Origin of the sequence: Vibrio mytili, assembly GCF_000830505.1 — a bacterium.
In the GTDB taxonomy this organism is placed as follows: domain Bacteria; phylum Pseudomonadota; class Gammaproteobacteria; order Enterobacterales; family Vibrionaceae; genus Vibrio; species Vibrio mytili.
The window spans coordinates 290,357-315,606 of sequence record NZ_JXOK01000004.1 but is presented as its reverse complement, the minus strand read 5'-3'; the positions used below and the strand labels follow the sequence as shown (position 1 = coordinate 315,606).

The 25,250-nt window shown below is 43.6% G+C and carries 23 protein-coding genes and 2 pseudogenes; 14 read left to right on the top strand and 11 right to left on the bottom strand.

Features of this window, described 5'->3' with window-relative positions; translation table 11 throughout:
* Positions 1-96 precede the first annotated feature (96 nt).
* The 3 genes from SU60_RS01925 (at position 97) to SU60_RS01915 (ending at position 3,082) form a co-directional block, all read left to right on the top strand.
* Positions 97-720: a YitT family protein gene (locus SU60_RS01925; RefSeq protein WP_052481452.1), complete on the top strand. Its 624-nt coding sequence runs from the start codon at positions 97-99 to the stop codon at positions 718-720.
* 72 nt (positions 721-792) lie between these two features.
* Positions 793-1,986: an amino acid aminotransferase gene (locus tag SU60_RS01920; protein ID WP_041154058.1), complete on the top strand. Its 1,194-nt coding sequence runs from the start codon at positions 793-795 to the stop codon at positions 1,984-1,986.
* A gap of 307 nt (positions 1,987-2,293) precedes the next feature.
* Positions 2,294-3,082 (top strand): AraC family transcriptional regulator, encoded by a 789-nt coding sequence (locus SU60_RS01915; RefSeq protein WP_041154057.1) that lies wholly within the window; start codon positions 2,294-2,296, stop codon positions 3,080-3,082.
* Between the two features lie 236 nt (positions 3,083-3,318).
* Here the strand turns inward: SU60_RS01915 and SU60_RS22835 are convergent.
* Both SU60_RS22835 and SU60_RS22830 read right to left on the bottom strand, forming a co-directional pair.
* Positions 3,319-5,618: pseudogene (locus SU60_RS22835) on the bottom strand (YbcC family protein); the annotation flags it as partial.
* Positions 5,619-5,762: 144 nt separating this feature from the next.
* Positions 5,763-7,256, bottom strand: a pseudogene (locus tag SU60_RS22830) (NADH-quinone oxidoreductase subunit L); the annotation flags it as partial.
* A gap of 116 nt (positions 7,257-7,372) precedes the next feature.
* Here SU60_RS22830 and SU60_RS01900 point away from each other — a divergent pair.
* The 4 genes from SU60_RS01900 to SU60_RS01885 all read left to right on the top strand — a co-directional run bounded on the left by SU60_RS01900 (position 7,373) and on the right by SU60_RS01885 (position 10,890).
* Positions 7,373-8,263, top strand: coding sequence for a LysR family transcriptional regulator (locus tag SU60_RS01900; RefSeq protein ID WP_041154116.1), 891 nt, complete (start codon positions 7,373-7,375; stop codon positions 8,261-8,263).
* Between the two features lie 534 nt (positions 8,264-8,797).
* The gene (locus SU60_RS22825; RefSeq protein ID WP_041154056.1) at positions 8,798-9,307 is read left to right on the top strand and encodes a toxin-activating lysine-acyltransferase; all 510 of its coding nucleotides are present in this window, start codon (positions 8,798-8,800) and stop codon (positions 9,305-9,307) included.
* A gap of 170 nt (positions 9,308-9,477) precedes the next feature.
* Positions 9,478-9,933, top strand: a complete 456-nt coding sequence (locus SU60_RS01890) for a hypothetical protein (protein ID WP_041154055.1) — start codon at positions 9,478-9,480, stop codon at positions 9,931-9,933.
* A 492-nt stretch (positions 9,934-10,425) separates the two neighbouring features.
* On the top strand, positions 10,426-10,890 hold the full coding sequence (locus tag SU60_RS01885) for a GNAT family N-acetyltransferase (RefSeq protein WP_041154054.1): 465 nt from the start codon (positions 10,426-10,428) through the stop codon (positions 10,888-10,890).
* A 308-nt stretch (positions 10,891-11,198) separates the two neighbouring features.
* On the opposite strand, the gene SU60_RS01880 is transcribed toward SU60_RS01885, so the two are convergent.
* Positions 11,199-12,119 carry a M14 family metallopeptidase gene (locus SU60_RS01880; protein WP_041154053.1) on the bottom strand — a complete coding sequence of 307 codons (921 nt, stop codon included), beginning with the start codon at positions 12,117-12,119 and terminating at the stop codon, positions 11,199-11,201.
* Between the two features lie 187 nt (positions 12,120-12,306).
* Between SU60_RS01880 and SU60_RS01875 the strand changes: the two genes are divergently transcribed.
* The gene (locus tag SU60_RS01875; protein ID WP_041154052.1) at positions 12,307-13,212 is read left to right on the top strand and encodes a DUF808 domain-containing protein; all 906 of its coding nucleotides are present in this window, start codon (positions 12,307-12,309) and stop codon (positions 13,210-13,212) included.
* A gap of 175 nt (positions 13,213-13,387) precedes the next feature.
* Here the strand turns inward: SU60_RS01875 and pyrC are convergent, their stop codons facing one another.
* Positions 13,388-14,416, bottom strand: a complete 1,029-nt coding sequence (gene pyrC / locus SU60_RS01870) for a dihydroorotase (RefSeq protein ID WP_041154051.1) — start codon at positions 14,414-14,416, stop codon at positions 13,388-13,390.
* A 156-nt stretch (positions 14,417-14,572) separates the two neighbouring features.
* Positions 14,573-14,737, bottom strand: coding sequence for a YqaE/Pmp3 family membrane protein (locus tag SU60_RS21110; protein WP_041154050.1), 165 nt, complete (start codon positions 14,735-14,737; stop codon positions 14,573-14,575).
* Between the two features lie 198 nt (positions 14,738-14,935).
* Here SU60_RS21110 and SU60_RS01860 point away from each other — a divergent pair, with 198 nt between their 5' ends.
* Entirely contained in the window at positions 14,936-16,753 is a 1,818-nt protein-coding gene (locus tag SU60_RS01860) for a hybrid-cluster NAD(P)-dependent oxidoreductase (RefSeq protein WP_041154049.1), read from the top strand.
* A gap of 109 nt (positions 16,754-16,862) precedes the next feature.
* Here SU60_RS01860 and nadE read toward each other — a convergent pair whose 3' ends face one another.
* Positions 16,863-17,693 (bottom strand): ammonia-dependent NAD(+) synthetase, encoded by an 831-nt coding sequence (gene nadE, locus SU60_RS01855; protein WP_041154048.1) that lies wholly within the window; start codon positions 17,691-17,693, stop codon positions 16,863-16,865.
* 220 nt (positions 17,694-17,913) lie between these two features.
* Between nadE and SU60_RS01850 the strand changes: the two genes are divergently transcribed.
* Complete coding sequence (locus SU60_RS01850) at positions 17,914-18,447, top strand: nicotinate-nicotinamide nucleotide adenylyltransferase (RefSeq protein WP_041154047.1); 534 nt, start codon at positions 17,914-17,916, stop codon at positions 18,445-18,447.
* 30 nt (positions 18,448-18,477) lie between these two features.
* Positions 18,478-18,960 carry a hypothetical protein gene (locus SU60_RS01845; protein WP_041154046.1) on the top strand — a complete coding sequence of 161 codons (483 nt, stop codon included), beginning with the start codon at positions 18,478-18,480 and terminating at the stop codon, positions 18,958-18,960.
* Positions 18,961-19,018: 58 nt separating this feature from the next.
* Here SU60_RS01845 and SU60_RS01840 read toward each other — a convergent pair whose 3' ends face one another.
* A complete protein-coding gene (locus tag SU60_RS01840) occupies positions 19,019-19,627 on the bottom strand; it encodes a hypothetical protein (RefSeq protein ID WP_041154045.1) in 609 nt (202 codons plus the stop codon).
* Between the two features lie 265 nt (positions 19,628-19,892).
* On the opposite strand from SU60_RS01840, the gene SU60_RS01835 reads away from it, so the two are divergent.
* Positions 19,893-20,999, top strand: coding sequence for a 1-acyl-sn-glycerol-3-phosphate acyltransferase (locus tag SU60_RS01835; RefSeq protein WP_041154044.1), 1,107 nt, complete (start codon positions 19,893-19,895; stop codon positions 20,997-20,999).
* Between the two features lie 67 nt (positions 21,000-21,066).
* Here SU60_RS01835 and SU60_RS01830 read toward each other — a convergent pair whose 3' ends face one another.
* Positions 21,067-21,666: a hypothetical protein gene (locus SU60_RS01830; RefSeq protein ID WP_041154043.1), complete on the bottom strand. Its 600-nt coding sequence runs from the start codon at positions 21,664-21,666 to the stop codon at positions 21,067-21,069.
* A gap of 93 nt (positions 21,667-21,759) precedes the next feature.
* On the bottom strand, positions 21,760-22,059 hold the full coding sequence (locus tag SU60_RS01825) for a YfcZ/YiiS family protein (RefSeq protein ID WP_041154042.1): 300 nt from the start codon (positions 22,057-22,059) through the stop codon (positions 21,760-21,762).
* A gap of 367 nt (positions 22,060-22,426) precedes the next feature.
* Between SU60_RS01825 and SU60_RS01820 the strand changes: the two genes are divergently transcribed.
* Positions 22,427-22,888, top strand: a complete 462-nt coding sequence (locus tag SU60_RS01820) for a TetR/AcrR family transcriptional regulator (RefSeq protein WP_041154041.1) — start codon at positions 22,427-22,429, stop codon at positions 22,886-22,888.
* A gap of 100 nt (positions 22,889-22,988) precedes the next feature.
* On the opposite strand, the gene SU60_RS01815 is transcribed toward SU60_RS01820, so the two are convergent.
* Positions 22,989-23,903, bottom strand: coding sequence for a chemotaxis protein (locus tag SU60_RS01815; RefSeq protein WP_041154040.1), 915 nt, complete (start codon positions 23,901-23,903; stop codon positions 22,989-22,991).
* 221 nt (positions 23,904-24,124) lie between these two features.
* Between SU60_RS01815 and ppiC the strand changes: the two genes are divergently transcribed.
* Positions 24,125-24,403, top strand: a complete 279-nt coding sequence (gene ppiC, locus SU60_RS01810) for a peptidylprolyl isomerase PpiC (RefSeq protein ID WP_005375342.1) — start codon at positions 24,125-24,127, stop codon at positions 24,401-24,403.
* A gap of 36 nt (positions 24,404-24,439) precedes the next feature.
* On the opposite strand, the gene SU60_RS22820 is transcribed toward ppiC, so the two are convergent.
* Positions 24,440-25,192, bottom strand: coding sequence for an EAL domain-containing protein (locus SU60_RS22820; protein WP_425337366.1), 753 nt, complete (start codon positions 25,190-25,192; stop codon positions 24,440-24,442).
* Positions 25,193-25,250 lie beyond the last annotated feature (58 nt).

The following is a 25,250-nucleotide window of genomic DNA, read 5'->3' as shown; positions in this document are numbered from 1 at the left end:
TAATTGCACATTTTGTTTATTGTGTTATTAATTATGCGTAATGAGTGCATGGAGACATGCAGTGCTGGGATTAAAGTGTTATGAAAGGGATTGATAATGTCAGAGGCGACAATGACGAACACAGAGCACAAATGGTTTGAGGATGTGTTCGCGCTTTTTATGGGAACAAGCTTGGTTTCATTTGGTGTACTGTTTTTAAAGCAAGTAGGGATGGTCACGGGTGGCACTGCTGGATTATCCCTGTTCCTCAGTTACAACTTCAGTTTAGAGTTTGGTACCGTTTTCTTTTTGGTTAACTTACCTTTCTATTACTTAGCTATTCGCCGTATGGGGTGGGTATTCTGCCTCAAGACCTTTACTGCTGTCGGTTTGGTTTCGGTTATTACCAATACTCAATCTCATTTTGTTCAAATTAGTGACGTACATCCACTCTACGGCGCTATTTTTGGTGGATTCCTATTTGGTACCGGATTCATCATTTTATTTCGTCACAAAGCCAGCCTTGGTGGTTTCAATATCCTAGCGTTGTATCTTCAAGATAAAATTGGTTTACGGGCGGGCTGGTTCTTAATGGGTGTAGACATCACGATTATGCTAGTGTCTCTGTCCGTTGTCGGTTACGCAGAACTGGCGTTATCAATACTCTGTGGCGTCATATTGAACTTCATAATTGGTTTAAATCATCGTGCAGACCGTTATCAGGCGAGTGTACTCAAATGACGGCAAGATGGTGGCTTCAGCGCGCTGTTACTGGTGCAAACCCAAGGAAAATAATTAACAAGGAGAATGTAAATGCTTGATCATGTAAAAGCGTATGCCGGAGACCCGATTTTGTCTCTAATGGAACAATTTATGGCTGATGAACGTTATGAAAAAGTGAATTTGAGTATCGGCTTGTACTACGATGAAAATGGTAATATTCCAACGCTACCATCCGTTGCTGCTTCTAAACAGGCATTAGCGACACAAGAAAGCCAGCCTTGTATCTATCTGCCAATGGAGGGGCTAGCACCATACCGTTCCGCGGTTCAAGATTTAGTCTTTGGTGAAAGTCATCCTGCTTTAAAGGAAAAGCGAGTTGCGACAATTCAGTCCCTAGGCGGATCGGGCGCATTGATGATTGGTGCCGATTTTCTCAATCATTATTTCCCTAACTCCAAAGTATGGGTAAGTAATCCAACATGGGAAAACCACAACGCGATCTTCGCTGGTGCTGGATTGGAAGTTGGTACTTACCCGTACTTTAATCCCGAGACGAAGATGTTGGACTTTGATGGTATGGTCTCAAAGTTAAAACAGTTACCAGAAGAGAGTATTGTGTTACTTCACCCATGCTGCCATAACCCAACGGGTGTTGATCTCACTAATGAGCAATGGGACAGCGTCATTGAAGTCGTTAAAGAGAAAAAGCTAATCCCATTCTTTGACATGGCTTACCAGGGGTACGGTGAAGGTATTGTCGAAGACGCTTATGTGATTCGTAAAATTGCACTAGAAAAAGACGTAGTGAGTTTTGTCAGCAACTCATTCTCGAAAACGTTTTCTCTTTATGGTGAGCGCGTGGGTGGCCTGTCTGTGGTTTGTGGTAACGATGAAGAGGCTTCTCGTGTTCTTGGTCAGTTGAAAGCAACGGTTCGTCGCAACTACTCCAGTCCAGCTAAACACGGTGCGGTTGTTGTTTCGAACGTGCTCAATACTGAAGAGTTAAAGGCTCAGTGGTTTGGTGAGGTGGAAGGGATGCGTAGTCGTATTCTTGCGATGCGAGAGACATTGCATAACCAACTTAAAAAACTGAGTCCTGAAAAAGATTTCAGCTTTTTAATCAAACAGAAAGGCATGTTCAGCTACACCGGTTTTTCTCAAGAGACGGTTGAAACACTCCGTGAAGTTCATGGGATCTATTTGATCAGTAGCGGCCGTATGTGCCTTGCTGGTTTGAATGAACACAATGTTGAACGAGTTGCCGAGGCATTCGCTGCTGTTTAGTTTGACGTTAATCTTTTTCAAAACGAGCCCCTAGTGTTTATGCTAGGGTTTTTTATTCGCTTTTCAACTTGCTTAGGGCTAGAAAATCCCAACGTGTTCCCCCACCTTCTGAAGGCCTGCCAGTAACGGTTTACAACGTCAGTTTACCGATATAAACGATAAACGTTTTCGTACTAAGCCTTCGCATTAAATGCGGGAGCGAAGAAGTAACGGCCCTTAATGAACAATAATTAATGACGAGCGTCTGGCTGATCTTTATAATGAAAAGTATCCTCAGAAAGACACAATAACGAATTGGAACACGACTTTGAAAAAGAGTCCGAGAAATCTTCATCCATCTTTAACCATTGACCGTGCGCCATCGGAAGTGTTTATGAACTTCGACGCGTTTTTATCTAACACAGAAACGCGTGTTCATAGTCACCCGTGGGGACAAGTCCAATTGATTAGCGGTGGAATTTTAGAAATGGATGCAGAAGATAAACGCTTCTTAGCGCCGCCACATTTGGCTATCTGGGTGCCAGCTGGAATTCGCCATACCAGTTACAACCGTAAACCAATCGAATACTGCTCACTCAATATTGCCCCCGAGCTGACTTCTCATTTCCCAACGAAGACTAGCTTGATCAAAGTTACTCCAATCACGTCTGCAATCATTGAGGATTTTCGTCAGCGTGATATCAATGTAGCGCAAAGCGACGAAGATAAACGCTTAGTGCAAGTGTTGCTCGACCAATTAGCCAAACAAGAAGTTGAACACCATTTTTTACCAACGACAGATAACAAGTATTTGCAGCCAATACTGAAAGCCGTAGAAGAATCGCCTACCGATGACATTAGCTTGTCGGAATGGGCGGAAAAAGTGCACACCACAGAGAGAACCTTGGCTCGCCACTGTCAAAGTGAGTTAGGCATGAGTTTTACTGAATGGCGACTACGCGTTCGGTACTTACACTCAATGGAGCTTTTGCGCAAAGGTCAAACTGTCAAAGAAGTTGCGCTGACGTTGGGGTATAACCAAGCCAGTCCTTTTATCGCAATGTTTAAGAAATACTCCGGTGTCACACCAGAGCAATATAAGAATCGGTTGTTGTAAATTATTGAGCGTGTGGCTGGAACCATAATTGGCCCCAGCCACAGCAAGTTCTCCGAGCATTTGTCGCTGCCCAACGGTTTCGGGTAAAAGTGTTTAGCCTCATTGACTTAGAATAACTAGGCTCAATCGAATTACCTTGTCTAAAACGCTTTTGATTAGGCGTTCCTATCCGAACAACAGTTAACCCCCGAAAGATCAATGGGCTCTAACGCTTAGTCAGTATCATTAAACGACGTCTAATCGATCCAGTCACTGTTTCGATATTGCTCAATGCCGTTTTCACCGAAACGAGCCAAATAGAGCCACTGGTTATCGACCAAATACCTGACGGTTTGGTGCGCATCAATCACGCCTTGGATAGCGGCTCTCGGTGCATCAATGATTACGGTCAGTCTCAATGGTTGATGACGCCAATCTTGACCATCGTGCACTGATTGAAGAGCTAGACCATTACGTAAGTCGCCGCCATTGCCTTCAAATAAACCAATGTGTCCACCAACCACGTTGTGCAAGGTTTTGTTACCGCTACCGTATCTAAAGTTATCTACGCTAGAGGCAAAATATTGCATATTGATCCAGTGTGTTACCAACATAGGTGCGGTCATGATCTTCTCTAGTACTTCACCTGTTTGGTCTTGGTTTGGATCGTACTCATGCATAAACACGCGCCCTTCTAAATTGACATCTCGACTGCGCCAACGAGGAGCAATAATAAACGCAGCATTATTGGTAAGTCCCCACTCAGGCCGAGTCTGTGACCAATCATTAGCTCGGATGGCAAAGGCTTTTGCAAGCTTACTATCGTCTACGTTGTTAACACTGATACCTATCCCAGGGGCTCGTTCCCGACGAGCAGCGATACTGGCCTGATCGAACTTTTGACGTAGCTTGGCGATGTCAGCTTGATGCGTTTCTGGCACCAGTCTTACATCGAGCAGTTCGACATTTTCAGTGGTGGTATTATGTAACCCAGCCATAAACCATGTCTCACTCGAAACCTCAATTCCCATGTTGCTAGTTGCAGCCTAACTTTTGGTTCGTTCAGTAGCGCAGCCGCAGCTCTAGCGTTCACTTCGCCACTCTGACCACAACAAGCTCCGCAATCCAATCCCGCCTGTTGGGGGTTATTCTCAGTCTGTGCTCCGTGTCCGACCAAGACAACTAGACGTGCTTGTTGTTGAGTAAGCCCCATGCCGGTGAGAATGTCTGCCGCTAATTGGGTTCGTTGCTCAAGAGACACCTCAGCTGATAATTTGGGTACTGAACAAGCAATATCACTCTCACTATTGACACTGGCACCAGAGCGGAGCGGTAACGCACGCTTCACCAACTGAGTGATATAGCTCAGACCCGTTGATTCAACCAAAGTAAACGCTGCACCAGGTTGACGATGGAACGGTTGCCAACTTTGCCCGCGCTTAAGTTGCTGTTTGCGTTGCTTGACCAAAGCATGTTGCTGTTCATGCGCGTCACAACACTCAGATACTTGCATTTGTGGGGCCAGAAGCCCTGGCAATTGAGGCCGATGAACATTGGTACCAATTGGGTTGTAGCTGATTGGCATACCAAAAAAGCCCGCAAAACCAAGCGTTGCTATTTTATCAGAACGTGCTTCTAGGTGACGACGAATGACTTCTGAGCGTACATCAATACAAAACGCAACTTGTGCCTCGATTTGCGCTTTTTCTGGACGATTAGCGTGACTTTGCTTTAAGGCGTTGAACAAATGACTTTGATAGCGAATTTCATCAGCGCGCTGCCAAATCATCAACGGTTGGTTTTGGCTCGGCATGGCGTAGTGGTGTTTCCATTGACGCTGCCAAAGCATCTCTATCGGGCGAGCAGAATCGAGAATCAACCATTCCCAGCAGAGCCTAATTGCCAACAAATCTTGTAAATAATCGGTAGTTTGTTGCTTAAAATTGGCTTGCCAGTTGAGATATGCGCACCAAGACGCCCAGCCGTTGATTCTCAATAAACACGCTTCTAAGTAATGCTTGTAATCACTTTCATTCAATAAAAGTTTATCGAGTACCCAATCTATTGCCGTAAAGCTATCATCTGGTAATTGCTTTGCCCGGGTGTTGATCTGTTTTGATTTCATCAGCAGAGCGACACTATAGTCCTGCTCGATCGCCGAACGCCAGCTCGCGTAGAGGCCTTGAGTATTGTCTGCTTTCCAATCTGATAATGAATCATCAAAATACGCGGCGCAAAATTGGGAAATTTGCGTGGTAATCGTATCGCACCACGCAGGCTGGTGAGACAAGTCGCGCTGGCTATCCAACGCGTCACAATGCAATGGGGCAGGCGTTAATTCTGTTTGATTGGCTGAGAGACTATCAACAAGCTCTCTAATGGTAAAACGATCACCAAACTCTTGATTCGCTCTCAGTAAATGTCCTTCAGTGATCTCACCGTGTTGCCAGCGCGCTAAATACACCTCCCCCTTCATACTCATGGGCGAGCCCGCTTGTTTTTCTAGCGAAGCAGCAACGAGACTGAAGGGTTGATTAATCCGATGCCAATAAGGGCTCACCGCTATCATTTGGTCTAGTGGCCAGTTGGGTGTGATGCGTTGGCATACTTGAGCAACCACCGTGCTCAAGTCAACGGCTTTTGATGGTTTGACATTCATATTAGAGCTCCCACTGACGATTTTGTCGTAATACCATGTTTGTGCTTGGCTAGCGTTAAAACGAGCGGGCCAATATTTAAAGGTTAAGCGGGTGAAGGTTTCATCCAGGAAAAAACCGTGATACGCCCAACTATATAATCTGGCGATGAGAGGGTGATGAGAACACAAGCCGACGATACCTTGCGTTAAATAAAGTATTGAAAATACGCCCATTACCAGGCTAGTTGCCATAAAGTTGTCGAACGGCTGGCTGCTGATCGCTTGAGCAAAAAGTAGGTGAAACAGCAAATAGGCTTGGGTCAATAATGCTATTCGCGCAACAGACACCAGTGCTAACGACCAACTTGAAACCGACCACAGTAAAGGGGCAAAGCCAAAAGCTAAAATCACTATGACCACAGGTGCGAGTTCAATTTCCTCCGTCATCCATTGCCAACCGAGCAAAGAGGTGACAATGATGGCTGCTGATACTATCGGCGCCAACAACAAAGCACTCGTTGAGACCATGCGAAATCGACCTTGAAGCCGCTCATTGAAGGTATGTTGCACCGCTTGTCCAGAGCTTAAGAAAGCGTGTGCCTTGTAGAGTGAATGAGCGACCAGGTGGAGTAATGCCAACTCGTAAAGACCTAAGCCTATTTCCATTAACATAAAGCCCATTTGCGCACAGGTCGACCAAGCCAAGCGTACTTTGATACTAATACGCGTCATCATTACCAACCCCGCAAGCAATGCGGTTAAGCTACCCACAATAATCAATAACCATTGAGCGACACTCGCAAGGCCTATCAAGTCAGCGATTCGAATCAGGACGAAGCCGCCCATATTCACGACACCAGCATGCAACAAAGCAGAAACTGGAGTGGGGGCTTCCATGACTTGAATTAACCAACCGTGCAGAGGCAACTGTGCGGTTTTAAGAATTGCAGCGATAGCAAACAGCACTGCGACTAGGTTAAGCGAGCCCATTACACCTTGAGTGGCCAAGTACTGATTGATCTGATCAAGCTGCCAACTCCCCACATCCTGATAGACCAATACCATCGCGACAATCAAACACAAATCGGCCAATCGGCTCACAATAAACTTTTTGTGTGCAACCAGCTGGGCTGATTTTCGCTGAGGATAAAAGGTCAACAAAGAATGCATGCCAATACTGGTCGCAGACCAAGCCACTGCAATGACCAAAAGACTTTGACTGGTTACTAACAATGCGACGCAGGCCAGTGTAAACAACATGGATCTGACAAATCGGTGTTGCCCCGATTCTCCTTCAAGATAATTTGCAGAAAATCGAACGATGACCCAGCTTAATAATGAAACAAGTAAAGCCATAATTAAACCAAGTGAGTCTTGGCTTTCTCCGTTGGCTAAGTAGCGATACAACTCGGTTAAAGCGGTGACTCCTGAAGTAAGCACAGCAATTGCAGTGGCCCACTTCGCGACGCGCCACGTTCCGACTCTCGGTAGCCACGACAATGCAGCTGCCGCAGAAAAAATCGCGGGTAAAAACCAAAAGGTAAACAGGTCTGACACCTTATATTTCTCCTCACAAGGATTATGATTATTGTGAGAAGTATTTTGCTGACGAGTAATAAATATGTAAAATAGTTAATTATTCACAAATCGTTCTAAAAAACAGAACAATGAAAATACGCTCACTGAATTTCCACCACTTACGTTATTTTTGGACGGTTGCCAAAGAAGGGCATTTAACTCGTTCTGCAAAGATGCTTAACGTGTCGCAATCAGCGCTTTCAGCGCAAATACGTCAGTTAGAAGAGCACCTAGGCGAGATGTTATTTGTTCGGCAGGGGCGCAGTTTACAACTGACAGCGACCGGGTATTTAGTATTGGAGTACGCCGATAGTATCTTTAATCTCAGCGGCGAACTGCTGTCCATTCTGGATAGCGGCGAAATGTCGCGCGTTCAGCAATTGCGCATTGGCGCCGTTGCTACCTTATCGCGTAACTTCCAAGAAAATTTTCTCCGTCCGGTCTTAGGCAAAAAGAATATTCGCCTAATACTGCACTCCTCAACCCAAGAGGCTTTGCTTGAGCAGTTACAAATGCATAAACTGGATCTAGTACTATCAAATCAACCGGTTGCAAGCGACTCATCACGGCCTTGGCGATGTAGACTGATTGCCCAGCAACAAGTTTGCTTGGTGGGGCCCAATAATCCTGCGCTACAAGCACTTTCTCTGCCGCAACAGTTAGACCAAGTCAATCTATTAGTACCAGGGCCAAGTAACGATATACGCCTGCAATTCGACTTATTCTGTGAGCAGCACGGCATCACGGTCACCCCTTATGCAGAGGTCGATGATATGGCGATGTTGCGTCTTTTGGCACGGGATGTAGAAGGATTGGCAGTCGTGCCGGAAGTCGTGGTTCAAGACGAAATAGAATCCGGCTTGTTAAAAAACTACCTTAGCTTAGACTCGGTCAGTGAATGCTTTTACGCTATCACCACTAAGAGGCATTTCAATATGTCGGTTATCAATAATTTGTTGAACGGCGTTACGCCCGATCAGCAGTAAAGTGACATTTGAAGACTTAGAGCAGGAAGAGACTTATTAACTCATCCCCTTAATGTGTCCAGCGCAGGGTTCTGTTGAGTAGGTTCTGCGTGCAATCATTTTGCTATTTACTCATCTCCAGTGCGGGGACCTTGTGTCTTTATTTCGGTTGTTAGAGCATGGAGGTGAGGGCGGTAGAAGTCAGAGTCTTTTGCTCTGAGCTTTATAAAGCGCTTATCCTAAGCCTATTCTTTATTCAAGAAGTTGAGATTATCAGACCGTAAATGGAGGGTATAGAATGTTATCTGAAGGCTGTGCTCTTATCATTGGAAATCATGGAATATAAACGTCTTATACGCATGTTTTGAGGGCCGGGTGGTTTATGATGTGGGGCACCTAAATCATACTAAAATGCGATGGATATTATTGTAACGTGTAAAAATTATGTTTGTTATTACATTTTTATAGCATTCTGAATCAAAGGTCTATTGAGGATGTATGGAATTCCAATTCAGTTTGAGTTTTTCTAATACGAACGATAAATAACATTTATTAATGACTTTCATGAAGAGCAAGCCCGTTTCCTTTCGAAATAGCCAAATAACTCAGTTCCCCTATGGACCGTTATCAAAAGTCGAAGTCACCCATGAGATTGGCCAATTTCTAGAGATAATGTCTAAATGCAATACACGTAGAGGATTGAATTTAGCTTCATTCATGCATTGGATAAAACCTGCGGTGATTCATAGGCAATATAAATTTTTGAAGTTATCCAGTGATATTGATTTTACAGGTTATGTAATATGGGCTTGGGTCGACTCATCGACATTAGATAAGTATATGACACAGTCTAGATTTTCACTAAAGCCAATGAATTGGAATGAAGGAAATCATTTAATAGTTGTGGACTGGTATGTTGAAAAAAATAATATAAGTCAATTAAGAGCTCTTTATAGATTCATCACCTCGTCTACGGAAATAAATAGAAAGGAATGCAATATTTGCATCCGAGATAGTCAGGGAAATATTATCAGAACGAATAAACGGAGTATTTATGGGTTCTGAACTATTAAAAACGTACAAGCGAGTAGGTGCGGACAATACCCCATATTTAGGTACAGTTTGTATTTATGGTTGTGATGTGAAGGTGCTCATATGTTTTTATAGCTAGGAAATAAGGATGATACCTTGGGATGAGAAAAACATGACTACTATAAGCTTATTGAGGTAAACAAATGAAGAAGATTTTTTTTAATAGGTGGTATCTTTTTGAACTACTTATGGTATCAATATTTACATTTGTTTTGGTAGTTTTTGTACAGATTTTAATTAATTGGTTTCTTGGGTTGGAGAGTGAGAGTGCAAGTGGAAACAATATACAATTTTTACATTTTGTTATTCTTGCTCCGATTGTAGAAAGTATCATCTCATTTTTTGTTCTATTAATATTCGGTTTATTTTTTAAGAAAATAGTAGCTAGTATACTTCTTGGTTTTTTATGGGGAGGTCTTCATTCAACCTTGTTAGATGGAATATATAGCTATGTTTTTTTTGCGGTTGCCTTTGTGGCTTTTTTTATTTATTCTATGTTATATTTCAAATACAAAGAATATGGCAATGTCAATGCTGTATTTTCTATGATACTTCCTCACTCTTTTCATAACTTTTATGTGTTTTTATTTATCTTGTAGTTTTTATTTGTATTTTTTACTAAGTTAACGGATTGATGTTATATTAAACTTTTATAAGGATTTCATCTGTGCGTATGACAAAATCTTAATAGGGAACAATGTGATTTTTGGCCAAAATACTGTGATCATGGATTATACTCGTCCATCTTGAAAAACGTCGTATGCAGAGTTGAGCACCTGACCATTATAGAAAATACGAGATGCTATAGAGCCTACGCCCTATGGAAGGAGCTCAGTGATACAGCGGTGACTAGTGGCTTCAAAAGATCGATTGTTTTTGCAGTAAACAATGTTTCTGATTTGTTCTTCCATTACGTTCCAAAGCAGCTCTATTGGGTTGATGTTTAGGTTTTAGGACAGTAGATAGCTAAGTTCGATATTGCTGCCCATGGACTTCGATTCCAGACAAGTCATTGGGGATGCAAGAAAGGTTCTTACATATTAAAAGTTGATAGTTGCTTCGTACGTTAGCTGAATAGCGGAGACACTAGAATGATAAAAATCCGAAAGTATGCAGAATCAGACGCTCATTCGTTGTGGAAAATTTACTTCCACACGGTTCGAAATATTAATATTCGAGATTATTCCCTGGCACAAGTCATCGCTTGGGCTCCTGAAGATATTGACCCGGACGTTTGGCAACAAAAAATGAAGTCTATTTCTCCATATGTTGCTGAAATAGATGGCGAAATTATGGGGTACTCTGATATTCAAGACAACGGTTTAATTGATCACTTCTTCTGCCATCATGAACATCAAGGTAAGGGGGTAGGTCGTGCGCTTATGGAACATGTACTTGACGTTGGTCGATCAAAGGGGCTGGTCAGATTTTACTCTGAAGTTAGTATTACTGCCCGTCCTTTTTATGAAAGGTTTGGTTTTAAAGTGGTGAAAGAGCAGGTAGTGAAAATCCGCGGTGAAGCGCTAACGAACTTCGTCATGGAAAAATTCATATAAGCAACGATTATGGTGTCAGGATAGTGTACTTAACCTGATACGGAAGTTTGGTAGGATACCCGAATAGAATGTGAGTCCACATTCAAGTCATCTCGCTCATTGGGAGCGTGTCACTGGGCTAATTCTAAGTCAAAGAACTTGCTATCTTGTCGCAGTTCTTTCTTTTAGTTTGAATCACAAATAGGCCTAAGTGACAACGCTGTGAAAGTGACAACACTGTGGACCCTGCATCTTGATGTTATTTGGGAACATATGATCTTGTGAGTGGTAACCCACCCATTTTCGATCTGATTCTGCAGGGGAACGGGTTAATTTCGCTGGGAAAGGATGTAATCCAGACCACCAACCACCGCTGCGACCTGAGCGTCGTTACACTCTTCATCGGTGACTGTCGGGCTGTCTGGGTAGACTTCAGTCGTCGTACCATATCTGCAGTTGGTGACGCCACCACACAGTCCTAGTTTGACCATTGGGTAGTTGATTACGCCAAATTGGACAACAGGTGAGCCGATGATTTCGCCTTTTTCGTCTGCTGGCGCAATGTGAGTGACTTTCGCTACTGATTCGATCACTGCTTTTTGAAACTCTGGTTGCGGGTTTTCAGAGTCACCTACGGTATAGAAACCATCGGGGATCATCCCTGCAATATATTCAATACCATCACGAGCTGCTAACGCAGGGCGGAACTCACTTTCATCCGAGTCGGTCGTCTCGTGCAAATCAATATGCATCAGCACATCATCAAGTGTGGTGACGAGTTTGATTAAGTTCGCGGATTCTTCTGCTGGGCTATTTGCGTAAAAAGAGCGGTTTGGGTCAATTGCATTGGGATTCCAGCGGTTAATGACTTCATAACCCCATGGGCTCACACACGGCGCAACCACGATATTGAAGTGCTCTGCGTAATGTTCTGCCTGTGTTTCTACAAACTTAAGTGCGCCGTGGACTCCGCTGGTTTCGTATCCGTGTACTCCGCCTGTAATTAGTACGACGGGTTTTGCTGAGTCCCATTGACGGGTTTTGATGCAAAGCAGAGGAAAACGATTTTCATCGTAGGAAAGTGCACCATATTGCTCGATATCAAAGCGATCTCGCAGAGCATCTATTTTACTCACTACCTCTTCTTGATAGCTTCTTTTTACACCTTGCTGTGCCAACCAAGCTTTGCGTTCTGTATCGCCCCAAGGTTGCCCTGGGGTTCCAACTGGGTATGTGTATCCGCTTTTCATCTATACTTTATCTTTTGTCTACTCAAGGATAAGACAAGACTAGTCTTATGGTTTATAGACAGCAACAAAAAACACGAACTCTCATCATATTCTTTGCTAAATCATGACTTTGTTGAGTAAATTTATGGTGCTACATTTTGTTTTTAATCCGAACTTTGGTGGTTCGGCTCATAGAAAGAGAGTAATAATGGCTGGAGCAAGTTTACTTACCCTGTTAGACGACATCGCGACGGTATTAGATGACATCGCCGTCATGTCCAAGGTTGCAGCGAAAAAAACTGCCGGTGTGTTAGGGGATGATTTGGCGCTAAACGCCCAGCAAGTGCAGGGCGTTGCCTCTGAGCGCGAAATTCCGGTTGTATGGGCGGTTGCTAAGGGATCTTTCAAGAACAAGCTGATTTTGGTGCCTTCTGCGCTGTTAATTAGTGCAATTATTCCGTGGTTGATCATGCCACTGCTTCTTGTGGGAGGTCTTTTCCTCTGCTTCGAAGGCGCGGAAAAAGTCCTAGAAAAGCTCTTTCCTCATTCTCATTCTCATGATGCAGCAGAGGACGTCTTGGCGACGGGGGAATCGGCCGCAGAGTATGAAAAGCGTAAAGTGAACGGAGCGATTCGCACCGATTTTATTCTTTCTGCAGAAATTATCGTCATTGCTTTAGGTACGGTGACCGGGGCGAGTTTTGTCACTCAAGTTATCGTGGTGAGTTTAATTGCAGTTGTGATGACGGCAGGCGTATACGGATTAGTGGCGGGTATCGTCAAGCTGGATGATCTTGGTCTCTACTTGGAAGTTCGTGCCAAAGGGAAGGGGATTGTCGCGAAGATCGGAAACGCTTTGGTCTCGTTTGCTCCCAAACTGATGAGGCTCCTAACCATCGTAGGTACCGCTGCGATGTTTTTGGTCGGAGGGGGCATCATTGTGCACAATGTTCCGGCTATTCATCACTTGGTTGAACCGATTATTATGAACTTTGGTGAGCACACATTTGCGTCTGCGGTCTTGCCTGTTTTGCTCAACGGTGTGATTGGATTAGTCGCAGGTCTGCTCGTTGTCGCGGTTTGGACACTAATCGCAAAGGTCCGTGGAAAATGATTCGTAATACCTACCTACGTAATATCTACCTAGATAAGTAAGTGATCATTGATTGCCTAAGAAAATCGCTCAGAGCAAGGCATAGATTGCAGTAAATCGTAGCGTCTTCGTCTTCAGGTAGAAGAAAAGGGTCATGATGTGAATCATGACCCTTTTGCTTAAAATCATATAGAGATTATTTCACTGTCCATTCAATCTGTTCGCCAGCGCGGATAGGCACCACGATGTCACGACCAAAAGGCATAGATTCAGGCACATCCCAAGATGTTTTCTCTAACGTTACTGTATCGGTGTTGCGGGCGATGCCGTAGAAGTCTGGTCCATTCAAGCTTGCAAACGCTTCAAGGTTTTCTAGTTTACCCTCTTGTTCAAACACTTCTGCGTACAGTTCTAGTGCTGCGTGAGCCGTGTACGACCCTGCGCAACCGCACGCCGATTCTTTAGCACCTTTTGCGTGAGGCGCAGAGTCGGTACCTAAGAAAAATTTCTTACTGCCGCTGGTTGCTGCTTCGATTAACGCTTGTTGGTGGGTATTGCGCTTAAGGATTGGCAAGCAGTAGAAGTGTGGTTTTATACCGCCGACAAGCATGTGGTTGCGGTTAAAAAGCAAGTGATGCGCTGTGATGGTTGCCGCGACATTATCATTCGCATTTTTTACAAAGTTGGCGGCGTCAGCAGTGGTGATGTGCTCCAGAACGATTTTTAAGTTTGGGAAGTCATTGACGATAGGAGCAAGTACGGTGTCGAGGAACTCTTTTTCTCGGTCGAAAATATCAACATCATGATGCGTTACTTCTCCGTGAACCAACAGCAACATACCGACTTCTTCCATTGCTTCCAGCACGTGATAGATGTTCCTAGCGTTAGTGACGCCTGAATCAGAGTTGGTGGTTGCACCCGCTGGATACAGTTTAGCGGCAACAATTTTACCGGTGGCTTTTGCTGTGCGGATGTCTTCTGGTGTGGTGTTGTCGGTGAGGTAAAGAGACATCAATGGTTCAAATTGCTCGCCATGCTGCTGCTCAAGGATTCTATCACGGTAGGCGAGTGCCATGTCTGTATTGGTAACCGGTGGGACTGTGTTTGGCATGATCAAAGCGCGGCCATTGTAGCGGCTGATATCGCGAACGGTGTCTTTTAGAACATCGCCATCGCGTAAGTGAACGTGCCAGTCGTCAGGACGAGTGATAGTCAGTGTTGTCATTAATTGCTCCCACCATTAAAAAAGTTGCGGATTGGAGCCTAAACGCAGGGTTTTACTTGTAAGCAAACGCTTGCGCTTAGGCGACAGGATGATAGAGGAATTGACGTTACATTTCATCCCATTTTTTATTTTTCTAATGTATCGGAGCAGCGTCGGCTATTTCATCGTTAACCAAAGTGCATGAATGGTGCCCGGTAGGAAGAAGAAAAATGTCAGGATTAAATTCAGTAAGAAATCTTTATTTAGACCTTTTTCCATGTATACCGCTACAGGTGGAAGAAAGATACACAACAAGATGAGGATGAGTTTTCTTGTGTCCATAGTACGTTCCTAGTCAATACGTTAATGTTCTCAATGAGACTGAAGAGTATGTGTTTGGTGTCACATTTTATCAAATGGTATTTAGTCAGCATGAGGTTAAAAACCAATGGTTATATTTAGTTAGTTTGACTCCTTACATTAATCGACACTTCTCTTTACAATAGTCCAACAAATAACAAGCCCCTCAAGGAAGTCGTCATGTCACAACCCATGTTATCTCAAATAAATGTCTTTCCGGTGAAATCAGTCGGAGGGGTGTCAGTCTCTTCTGCATGGGTGGAGAAGCAAGGATTGAGCTTTGATCGACGTTTTATGCTTGCCAAAGCGGATGGCTCGATGGTCACGGCACGAAAATACCCACAAATGGTGACCGTTAAATCTGCATTACTCGCAGATGGTGTGGTATTCAGTAGTCTCGGTATGGAACCCCTGAAGATTCGCTATCAAGACTTCAAAATGCAGGAAATCCCAGCCACGGTATGGAGCGATACGTTTACGGCTTTTACGACCACTGACGAGGCGGATGACTGGTTTACCTGCGTACTAGGTCAGCGTGTGGAACTGTTGTTTTGTGGTGAACAATCCAATCGAGTACGCGAGAAGTTCGGTCACAATGTGAGCTTTGCAGATGGCTATCCTGTTCTCGTGATCAGTCAGGCTTCTTTGGATGAATTAAATAATAGAAGCTCGGAACTGCATTCGATGGACCAGTTTCGGACGAATCTGGTCGTTGCAGACACAAAACCCTTTGAAGAAGATTCGTGGAAACGCATTCGTATTGGTGAAGTGGAGTTTGAATCTCTGAAACCGTGTGAGCGTTGTATTCTTACCACTGTGAACACGCAAAGAGGTACATTTCGTGAAAGCAAAGAGCCATTAAAGACATTGCAGCAGTTTCGCTCCAACGAACAAGGTGGTGTTTTCTTTGGGCAAAACCTGGTTGCGCGCAACGAAGGCATCATTCGCCAAGGTGACAAAGTTGAAGTGCTTGAATACAAAGAACCAGAGTTCTACCCAGACCACGCTCCAGAACTTATAACATTAACTTGTGTGGAGCGTGAAGAAATCGCACAAGATTTTGTGACGTTCTGGTTAGAACCGAATAAAGGGGCACTGCCAAATTATTTACCAGGGCAGCATTTGCCGATAGAGGTAGTTATTGATGGCAAAAAGATTAGCAGACGTTATACCTTGTCTTCGAGTCCTTCTCGTCCTGGTCGTTATGCTATCTCTGTTAAGCGAATTGCTGGTGGACGAGTGTCGAACGCGTTGCTTGATAACCTTCAAGTAGGAGACGTGTTGGAAGCGGAACATCCCGATGGAGAATTTCATCTGGCACCGCATCATACTCAACGCTTGTTATTGCTGTCAGCGGGAAGCGGTGTCACGCCAATGCTGTCTATGGTGCGCTATTTAGCCGATCATGATCAGTTAAATGATGTTGTATTTTACCATCAGTGTCGTACAGAAGCCGATATTCCTTGCCGAGCAGAGCTGGAGCAATTAAAACGTGAGTTTCCTGGGTTAGAGATCAAGGTCTCATTGACTCAACCAGCCGTAGATTGGTTTGGTCTCAAAGGACGCTTGAGTCTATCGCATATCAAACAAATTAAAGATGCTGAGCAGCGCCAAGTGTTTGTGTGCGGACCCGACGGCTTCATGCAGAAAGCGAAAAACCTACTGCTGAAAAAAGGGTTACCGGAAGAGCATTATCACCAAGAGGCCTTTGGTGTGGTGCCAGTTAAGGCAAAGCCCGAGAAAAGTATACAAATTGATTTTAATGGTGACATGATTACCGGCAGCAACCAGAAGACCTTATTAGACCAACTTGAAGATGCGGGTAAGGACATCAGCAACAGCTGCCGAGCAGGGCTATGTGGTTCATGCAAGGTGCAATTGAAATCAGGAAAGGTCGATCATCCGAACGTTCCAGCGTTGAGTGATGAAGAACGAGCCATGGGAACAGTCTTAGCTTGCTGCGCCGTCCCAGAAACCGACGTCACCATCACAGACTAGCCAGATCGTGTAGATTGTAATGTGCAGCAGACAGAGAGGTTCATGGCTGTGTAGGAGAGCTATGTTGACCCTAGGTCCTAAAATTCTAGGACCTAGGACCTCATTTTACTTAATCATAAATCGTAGGAATTGGCTGACGTTTGTGTTGCGTGGCTTTATAAATCGCTACCAGACGAGCACTGACTTGTTCTGATACTGGTTTACCTTCCAGGAAGTCGTCAATTTGGTCGTAGGTGAGGTTCAGTGCGTCCTCATCCGCTTTTTGAGGAGCGAGTTCTTCCAGATCAGCGGTTGGCGTTTTCTTGACTAACAGTTCTGGGGCGCCTAGCGTTGCTGCTACTTCACGAACTTGACGTTTGCTCAGACCGAACAGCGGAGCAAGGTCACAGGCGCCATCGCCAAACTTTGTGTAAAACCCTGTGATGTTTTCTGCAGAATGGTCCGTACCCAAGACTAAACCGCCCACGTATCCAGCGATTTCATATTGTGCAATCATGCGAGCACGTGCTTTTACGTTGCCTTTTACAAAGTCGAGTTTCGCTTCGTCAGTGGGCAGAAGTCCCGTTCCTTCCAGCGCAAAACCAGACGCAGCATGCAAGCCGTCGACGCCTGGTTTGATGTTTACGGATACCGAATGCGTTGGTTGGATAAACTGCAAAGCGATTTGCGCTTCGTCTTCGTCTTTTTGCTCACCATAAGGAAGGCGGACGGCAATAAACTGATAATCGTTAGTATTGGAACCTTCGTTGAGCTGATCTACGGCAAGTTGTGCAAGGCGTCCACACGTAGTTGAGTCTACACCTCCACTGATGCCTAGCACGAGTGACTTACAACCTGCTTCTTGTAGCTTACGCTTAATAAAAGCAACACGGCGTTCAATTTCGAAATGCGGATCGATAGAAGGGAGTACACGCATTTCATCACGGATGGTTTGTTCCATTTGAGGTTCCTTTTCCTGCAAATTAATAAGACACTTCACTGGTACAGGCGGGGAGTTCACCAACTCTGTAGATGCAGTAAATGATGGTTCGCAATCGCTCGATAAATGCTCAATTGAGGCTTGCAAACATCGCATTAGTGTCAAAAAGCTTTAAAGACTAGTAGTATCATACCGAAATCATTTGATTAGAAAACTCTCTTAAACTAGGTAATCGTTGGATATGAAAAAAATCGCCATTTTTGGTAGTGCATTTAATCCCCCTAGCTTAGGTCACAAAAGTGTTATCGAGTCGCTGAGCCACTTTGACCTTGTCCTACTTGAACCCAGCATTGCACACGCATGGGGCAAGGAAATGCTGGATTATTCCACTCGTTGCAAATTAGTAGACGCATTTATCAACGATCTCGGCTTATCCAATATCCAACGTTCTGACTTCGAGCAAGCTTTATACCAACCTGGACAAAGTGTGACGACCCATGCTTTATTAGAAAAAATTCAAGAAAATTACTCGACGGCCGATATAACTTTTATCATTGGTCCTGATAATTTTTTTAAATTTGCTAAATTTTATAAGGCAGTAGAAATTACTCAGCGTTGGGCGGTCATGGTGTGTCCTGAAAAAGTAAACATTCGGAGCACAGATATTCGGAACGCACTAAGTGATGGAGAGAGTGTGGAGGCTTACACCACGCCTACAGTTAGCCAGTTATTAGTAAGCGAAGGTTTGTATCGAAACACATTGTCTGGTAGCTAAATTGTCTGGTAAGTAAGAGGTCAGGTTGTCATGTTCAGAGTCGCTGTATTTAGTGCATGCGTTTTGCTTGTGGTCCCACAAGCTGTTTCTGCATGTGACTATGTGTCTGATCGGTCGGTGGTATTCAACGACAATACGCAACCGATTTGCGACGAAGACTTAGACTCGGCGAGTGAGCTCAACTCTGACGTTTTGAATTGGGAGGAACCCGAAGCCAAAGTAGATGGACCTACGAAAAGTTACTGGGATGAGTGGGGAATAAAATCACCAGACACACCACTCCTTACTCAAAGCTTACAAAAGAACCACTTTGGCCTTGGTATTTGGATGCCACATGATCTCGAAGAAGAAGAAAAAGAGATGACGACAGAAGAGTGGCTTCGTAACCACGGTTTGATGCTAAGTGTCGGTTTCGGTGACAAAGGGGATGGCGCACCAAGAATGCGATTCGACTATCGTTGGCACGAACTATACGATGCAGATTGGATGATGCAGATAGAAGTCCCTTTCTGACGCTTCAACACAGTTTCATTTCTATTGCACTTGTTCATTTCTATTGCGCTCGTTAATGTTACAGCCCATCCCCAAAGACTAAGAAACAAAGCTGCTCATATTCTTCCGTATTCCCGTTAAAAAGCAACGTTACAATTTCAGCTTCAGACTTACCTGAGAGTTTCATTTTTCTTGCTTCGCGTAGCGTGAGCACCAAACACAACTCGCGTGAAATACTTACTTCACAATCGGGCTCCCATTGATTGATCGTTTTGCTCAATGATGATTGTGAGAGTTTAGGGGAAAGTGTGAGTGCCTCGTGTTTAAGTACTGCAAGTAGATCGAGCTGGATCTCAGAACGGTCTTCGGTTGTGGCTAATTTGGCCATTACGGCTCTGAGTAAAGCTGATGGTTTAAGGTAGCCCGCCTGTTGCGCGAACGATTCGTTCAATCGTATAGAGAAGTCACAACGGTGAATCCGAGTGCCCGGTAGAAAAGTAAGAGAACTCAAACAATTTTGAGGAATCCAAAAATATTGACCGGGCTCAATGGCATATTCTAGCTTACCCAATTTGATGATCGCGAGGCCTTCTTGTACAGATAATAGACTGTGCTTAAGCGCTTTTTTACGCGCGGTGACATTCAGAAAAGAAAATTTAGCGTCGTGAAATTCAATTGCGTAGTTCATTCTATATACCAATGTTTTTGGGGCCTAGGGTAACGCTAAACCTATAGGATTCCAACCGTGTAACACGATTTTTTAACCCTAATACCGATAAACAACTTTAATCATCTGGGGCCATTGGGTATGGTTTAGTTTTAAGAACTAACAGTAATTGTGTGGTTTACTCTAGCTTAACTGGTACGACCATGATAAAAGTATGAGCTGATTTGCTGCGGTTGAGCAAAACTATGCGTAAAATGTGCCAGCTTTTTTTTAAATGTAGTGAATAATGACAGCCAATACCGACCCTTATATTGAAATTCGTCCTTACAATGACGAAGAAATACCAGCTGCGCTGGATCGTCTCATTCAAGATGATGAATTTATTACAGCGATCTTAGATCACCGCTTTGAGAATAAAGCCGGTTGGTTTAAAACGCTGATGAGTCCGATTGTTCGTATCTACTTGAAAGCGAAATGGAGTAAGTTGAACTCTGTTGAAGCGATTCAAATGGAGGTAAAGAAATACCTACAAGATATGCTCAAGAAAACATCGGATGGCGTGACATTTTCTGGTCTTGATAAGCTAGATAAAGATACGTCCTACTTGTTTATTTCTAATCACCGAGATATCGCCATGGATCCCGCATTAGTGAACTATGGTTTGTATCAAAGTGGTCACCGTACGGTTCGTATCGCAATTGGTGACAACCTTCTCAAGAAGCCGTGTACGACTGAGCTAATGCGATTGAACAAAAGCTTTATTGTTAAGCGTTCAGCGAAAGCACCGCGAGAGATGATGAAGGCGTTAGGGCAGCTATCGAGCTATATTAAGCACTCTCTAGAGACAAGAAACTCGATTTGGATCGCCCAGAAAGAAGGGCGAGCAAAAGATGGCAATGATTTCACGGATCCCGCCATTTTAAAAATGTTCCATGTCGAAGGTCGTAAGCAAAAAATAAGCTTTGGTGAATACACTCGCTCCCTAAACATTGTGCCTGTTTCTATCTCTTACGAGAATGACCCTTGCGATATCGCTAAAGCAAAAGAGTTGTTCGAGAAAGCGGAACATGGTCGATACGAAAAAAGTGAATTTGAAGATATTGAAAGTATCATCCAAGGTATCGTCGGATATAAAGGCCGAATTCATGTTGCGTTTGGTGATGTGATCGACCAAGAGTTTGAAACGCCAGAAGCTTTAGCCAACGAAATCGATCGTCAAATTCACCAAAACTATCGACTGTACCCAATTAATAAACTTGCTGCCGGGCAAGAAGATGACAGTATTACCGAGTCGATAAAGGTTCAGCTAGCGCAAAAACTGGAGCAACTTCCTGAAGCCGCAGGGAAATACCTCGTCGCAAGTTATGCAAATCCAGTCAACAATCAGAACTGATCCTTTTGAAGGTTAGCTCCTGCTTGTAAAACTCGTCAGGAGCTTAATTTGATGCCTTGAGCAGAGCCTAAGGTGCAACTGCTCCACCTAAGGTTAAATTTGTCGGCCACTTCGTAATCCGGTTTCCACCTAGGAAGATATTGCCTTTCACGGTCAGCGTATCAGGAAACTGTGTAAGAGCAGATCCACCTATGTAGAGGTTCCCATCTACCACTAATCCTTCTGGTAATTCTGTCAGTGGCGTACGGATGACACTAAGATCGCCTTTCACGCGCAGCCTAGGCGGTAGCCTCTTTAGTGGATTGTCTGTTAAATTTAAATACCCACCAAGCTTAATCCCACGTGGCCAGTTCTCTATTTTGCTACCCAGTAAGTTCGCATAACCCTTAATTTTCGTTCCTGGTTGGATAACTTTAAGTTCGCTGTTGGTGGCTTCCAAGCTTCCGCCTACATCAAGATCTTTAGGTAATTTGGTTATGGGGGTTTTAGAAATGTTCATATTCCCTTTCACGACCAAACCTGAGGGTAATTGAGTGTAGGGCTTATTGCGAAGGTCTAAGTTGCCATAATTGTCGGTATGGCCAAATTTCGAATAGTAATCAAGCTCATAGGCCTGTATAGGCGCACAAAGAGTGAGCAGTATAAACAATAGAGGTACGCAACGCATAGCTTGTTACTTTATAAAAAGGGAATCAGCAAGATGATAACGCAAAGATAAGTAAACAAAAAGCGAGCAGGAGTGCTCGCTTGAGAATAGAGGCTAGCGTGCGATTGAACGAGTTTTTAATTCAAAAATCAATTTCTCTGCACTGACTTCAAATTTGAAACGAGCAGTCACTTGCTGTGTTTCTTCTGTCATCTCCGCAACATTATATTCGACATTGTCACAAACAGATTTGGCTAGTTCGATGTACTTCGCCAATTCAGCTTCTAAAGCCGCTTTATTTTCTGCGAAAATCGTTACGTCAGCGACTTCGTCGCCTTCTTTGATAATAAAGCCAATTTCACCTGCACAGCCACACGCTTCACAGACTTGGTTTTCTTCTAAATCGATACTCATAACGAATCCTCTTGTAAAAATTAAGGTTATTCTAGCAGGTATTTGATCGGTATCTACAAAAATGCTTCAGCTTGACTAAAAAAGGCACTCAAACTGGAAACAGATCTAGAGAGGTTTCATTTTTGTTCATGAAATAATGTGATTTCAATCAATATTTAAACGTTATTGCACGCTTTATGAGAGAGATTTAGGTTTGCTTAGTTGAACTGGAACGCGATTTATAAGACTATTTCGGGTTAAGTCATTATACGATTATCATTTCAACCTTGAAATCGTTTAGGGAGAAAGGGGTTTGATAACTCCTTGATATTGTTCACTTTTCACCTTTCCTTGAGTTAGATGGATCTATAAAGAGAATAACTTAGAAATGCCAAAGCGTAGTAAAGAAGATACGGAAGTGACTCTCCATAAGATTATGGATGCAGTGATCGATCAACTGCTTCGACTCGGATATGACAAAATGTCATACACAACATTGAGTCAACAGACTGGAGTTTCGCGCACTGGTATCAGTCATCACTTCCCTAAGAAAACCGATTTCACTGCAGCACTTGACGGTCGCATGTTCAAAATCTTTATCAAGCATCTAGAGTTTGACAAAGACTTAGACGCGTTTTCTGATAGCTGGATTCAAGCTCTCGATAATACAGAATTCTTGGCCATTCTACGGTTGCTTTTCCACCACATAGTCACGATAGATAATGCCGATGGCTTTGCCGCAAATGGTGTTGAACGTCTATATAAAATGGTTGATAGTCAATTCGGTGCGGGGGGTGAGAAGGAGCTTGAGTGGTTAATTGGTCGTTCACTTGTTCGAATGAGTAAATGATCACACTGGGTATAAATCTTACAACATAGCCGAGAGTGCAGTATGTCGCATAAAAGCCCCGCACAAATTACAGCAGGGCTTACCGAGCGTATAATTAATTTCAAGAAGCCATTGCGATTACTTCCAATTCTTTAGCGCCACGTAGCATTGCCTCGATTAGCTCACCCGCATTGAACTTTTCTAGCGCTTCGTGTGCCCCTACTTGATGAGCCCGATCAACACAAATTTCACTTGAGAGTGACGTGTGCAGAATACGGTATGACTGGTTGAGCTCAGCGTTATTTTGCACTTCAAAGGCTAATTCGTAGCCATCAAGACCTGGCATTTCAATGTCGCTGACTAAGATATCTATTGGTGAGTTGGCTTGGGCCTGGTTTTTCATCAGGTTCAATGCATCCAAACCGTTGTTGCATATTTGGTATGAGATATTAATGCTATCCAACGCGTCACAAAGTTGCTTACGAGCGATAGATGAATCATCAACGAGCAGAATACGCAATGCTTTTAGGCGTTCACGTTCAATATCCGTTAGCATTGGGATCTTCGCGTTTTCATATTGTGGATAGATCTTTGAAAGCAATAGTTCAACATCCAACATCTGTACGGTTTTATCTTCGTAGCGTGTAATACCTGTGACAAATATGTTTTTCCCAGCACTTTCGGGAGGAGATTCAATCGACTTCCAATCACACTCGATGATTTTTTCGATACTTCTTACCATGAAGGCGACGACGGTACGCAGACAATCCGTCACAATCAGGTAGCAGTTTTTGTATTCCTCCTCACTGATGGGACGAAAACCAACCGCGGCAGACATATCGATTACAGGAACCGTGAGGTTACGGATAGTAACGGTCCCGATCACATGGTGATGAGAGTATGGGATTTTTGTCGTTGGCATGTACGGTACAATTTCACGAACTTTTAGTGTGCCTATTGCAAAATTCTGTTGTAAGGTAAGTTTGAATAGCAACATACCTTGGGCTTGATTTGCTTTACTAGTGACTTTTGCCATGAAATAACCTTGTCGATACCACTGATAGCTAACTAATTTTATCGGATAAACTAGAGTCTTCAACCGTTCAGCGACGAAATGTGAGGGGCGTTGAGTATATCAGCATTTCACGTGCTATTCCTGACTTCACGCTATCTTTATCAAAGACGCTGAATCGAAATGTTTGGCGACGGTATTCCGATTGAGTAAACTACGTCATCGGATTAGCGGGAGATAAATAAATGGCGAATACTGCAGCTGCATTACACATTCTTGTTAAACACAAAGAACAAGCAGAAGACATCATCAAACAGCTTAAAAAAGGCGCGAAATTTCAGACCTTGGCAAAAAAATATTCCACTTGTCCGTCAGGAAAGCGAGGTGGTGACCTTGGTGAATTTAGACGTGGTCAAATGGTACCTCAGTTCGATAAAGTGTGTTTCTCGGGCGAAGTACTTACGCCACATTTAGTCAAAACGAAGTTTGGTTGGCACGTGGTGAAGGTGCTTTATCGAACATAGAGCAGGGATAGAGCATTGCTCGAAATGACTAATGAGTTATGCGCCCAAGTGAGTGACCAGTTGGTCTATCGCCATTGGGCGTCCTAAATAGTACCCTTGAGCCTGATGACAGTTCATTTGTTTTAGTAGCGCTAATTGTTCTGGTGTTTCAACGCCTTCAGCTACCACATCGATACCGAAGCCCTGTGCGATATCAATGATGCCTTTTACAATAATTGCGGAGCGTTCATCTGTATCTACATTCATAATGAAGCTTCGATCTATTTTTATTTCATTAACTACCAATTTTTTGAATATCTCAAAGGAAGTGTATCCGACACCAAAATCGTCGATAGAAAATGTTGTGCCATATTGTTTGAATTTACTAATAATGTCGGCACAGTTATCGATATCATTTAGAGCCGCTGTTTCCGTGATCTCAAGACACAAATATGGCGATATATGTAGGTTATTCTGAAGAACGTTCTCGAGTGTTTTCATGTGTGTTGCACAGTTAAACTCAGTCGCTGAGATATTGATAGAAACTTTCTTTATTTTAGTTTCCATCATGCGCTGTTGAGTCAGCTGTTGTGATGATTTAGCAATAACTAACTTGGTAATAGCAGCACATAGATTGTTTTCTTCTGCTAAAGCAATAAACGTTGCTGGAGGGACAACCCCGAATGTCTCGTGTGTCCAGCGAGCGAGTACTTCAACACCAGAGAGCTCCATGCTTGCTAAATGGTACTTGGGCTGGAAAACCACCTCAATCTGATTGTTTTCTATTGCTTTGTGTAACTCCTGAACCATAGCTTTTCGATTTCTTTCCTGTGCTGTCAGCACTTTGTCATGGTACTGGATACTATTC

What these genes read in the sequence shown, in the direction of transcription:
- ppiC (WP_005375342.1), top strand. Translation starts at nt 24,125, where the DNA reads ATGGCGAATACTGCAGCTGCATTACACATTCTTGTTAAACACAAAGAA.
- SU60_RS01885 (WP_041154054.1), top strand. Translation starts at nt 10,426, where the DNA reads ATGATAAAAATCCGAAAGTATGCAGAATCAGACGCTCATTCGTTGTGG.
- SU60_RS01890 (WP_041154055.1), top strand. Translation starts at nt 9,478, where the DNA reads ATGAAGAAGATTTTTTTTAATAGGTGGTATCTTTTTGAACTACTTATG.
- SU60_RS01825 (WP_041154042.1), bottom strand. Translation starts at nt 22,059, where the DNA reads ATGAGTATCGATTTAGAAGAAAACCAAGTCTGTGAAGCGTGTGGCTGT.
- SU60_RS22825 (WP_041154056.1), top strand. Translation starts at nt 8,798, where the DNA reads ATGACTTTCATGAAGAGCAAGCCCGTTTCCTTTCGAAATAGCCAAATA.
- SU60_RS01840 (WP_041154045.1), bottom strand. Translation starts at nt 19,627, where the DNA reads ATGAACTACGCAATTGAATTTCACGACGCTAAATTTTCTTTTCTGAAT.
- SU60_RS01830 (WP_041154043.1), bottom strand. Translation starts at nt 21,666, where the DNA reads ATGCGTTGCGTACCTCTATTGTTTATACTGCTCACTCTTTGTGCGCCT.
- SU60_RS01875 (WP_041154052.1), top strand. Translation starts at nt 12,307, where the DNA reads ATGGCTGGAGCAAGTTTACTTACCCTGTTAGACGACATCGCGACGGTA.
- SU60_RS01845 (WP_041154046.1), top strand. Translation starts at nt 18,478, where the DNA reads ATGTTCAGAGTCGCTGTATTTAGTGCATGCGTTTTGCTTGTGGTCCCA.
- nadE (WP_041154048.1), bottom strand. Translation starts at nt 17,693, where the DNA reads ATGGAACAAACCATCCGTGATGAAATGCGTGTACTCCCTTCTATCGAT.
- SU60_RS01820 (WP_041154041.1), top strand. Translation starts at nt 22,427, where the DNA reads ATGCCAAAGCGTAGTAAAGAAGATACGGAAGTGACTCTCCATAAGATT.
- SU60_RS22820 (WP_425337366.1), bottom strand. Translation starts at nt 25,192, where the DNA reads ATGGTTCAGGAGTTACACAAAGCAATAGAAAACAATCAGATTGAGGTG.
- SU60_RS01835 (WP_041154044.1), top strand. Translation starts at nt 19,893, where the DNA reads ATGACAGCCAATACCGACCCTTATATTGAAATTCGTCCTTACAATGAC.
- SU60_RS01925 (WP_052481452.1), top strand. Translation starts at nt 97, where the DNA reads ATGTCAGAGGCGACAATGACGAACACAGAGCACAAATGGTTTGAGGAT.
- SU60_RS21110 (WP_041154050.1), bottom strand. Translation starts at nt 14,737, where the DNA reads ATGGACACAAGAAAACTCATCCTCATCTTGTTGTGTATCTTTCTTCCA.
- SU60_RS01920 (WP_041154058.1), top strand. Translation starts at nt 793, where the DNA reads ATGCTTGATCATGTAAAAGCGTATGCCGGAGACCCGATTTTGTCTCTA.
- SU60_RS01860 (WP_041154049.1), top strand. Translation starts at nt 14,936, where the DNA reads ATGTCACAACCCATGTTATCTCAAATAAATGTCTTTCCGGTGAAATCA.
- SU60_RS01850 (WP_041154047.1), top strand. Translation starts at nt 17,914, where the DNA reads ATGAAAAAAATCGCCATTTTTGGTAGTGCATTTAATCCCCCTAGCTTA.
- SU60_RS01815 (WP_041154040.1), bottom strand. Translation starts at nt 23,903, where the DNA reads ATGGCAAAAGTCACTAGTAAAGCAAATCAAGCCCAAGGTATGTTGCTA.
- SU60_RS01880 (WP_041154053.1), bottom strand. Translation starts at nt 12,119, where the DNA reads ATGAAAAGCGGATACACATACCCAGTTGGAACCCCAGGGCAACCTTGG.
- pyrC (WP_041154051.1), bottom strand. Translation starts at nt 14,416, where the DNA reads ATGACAACACTGACTATCACTCGTCCTGACGACTGGCACGTTCACTTA.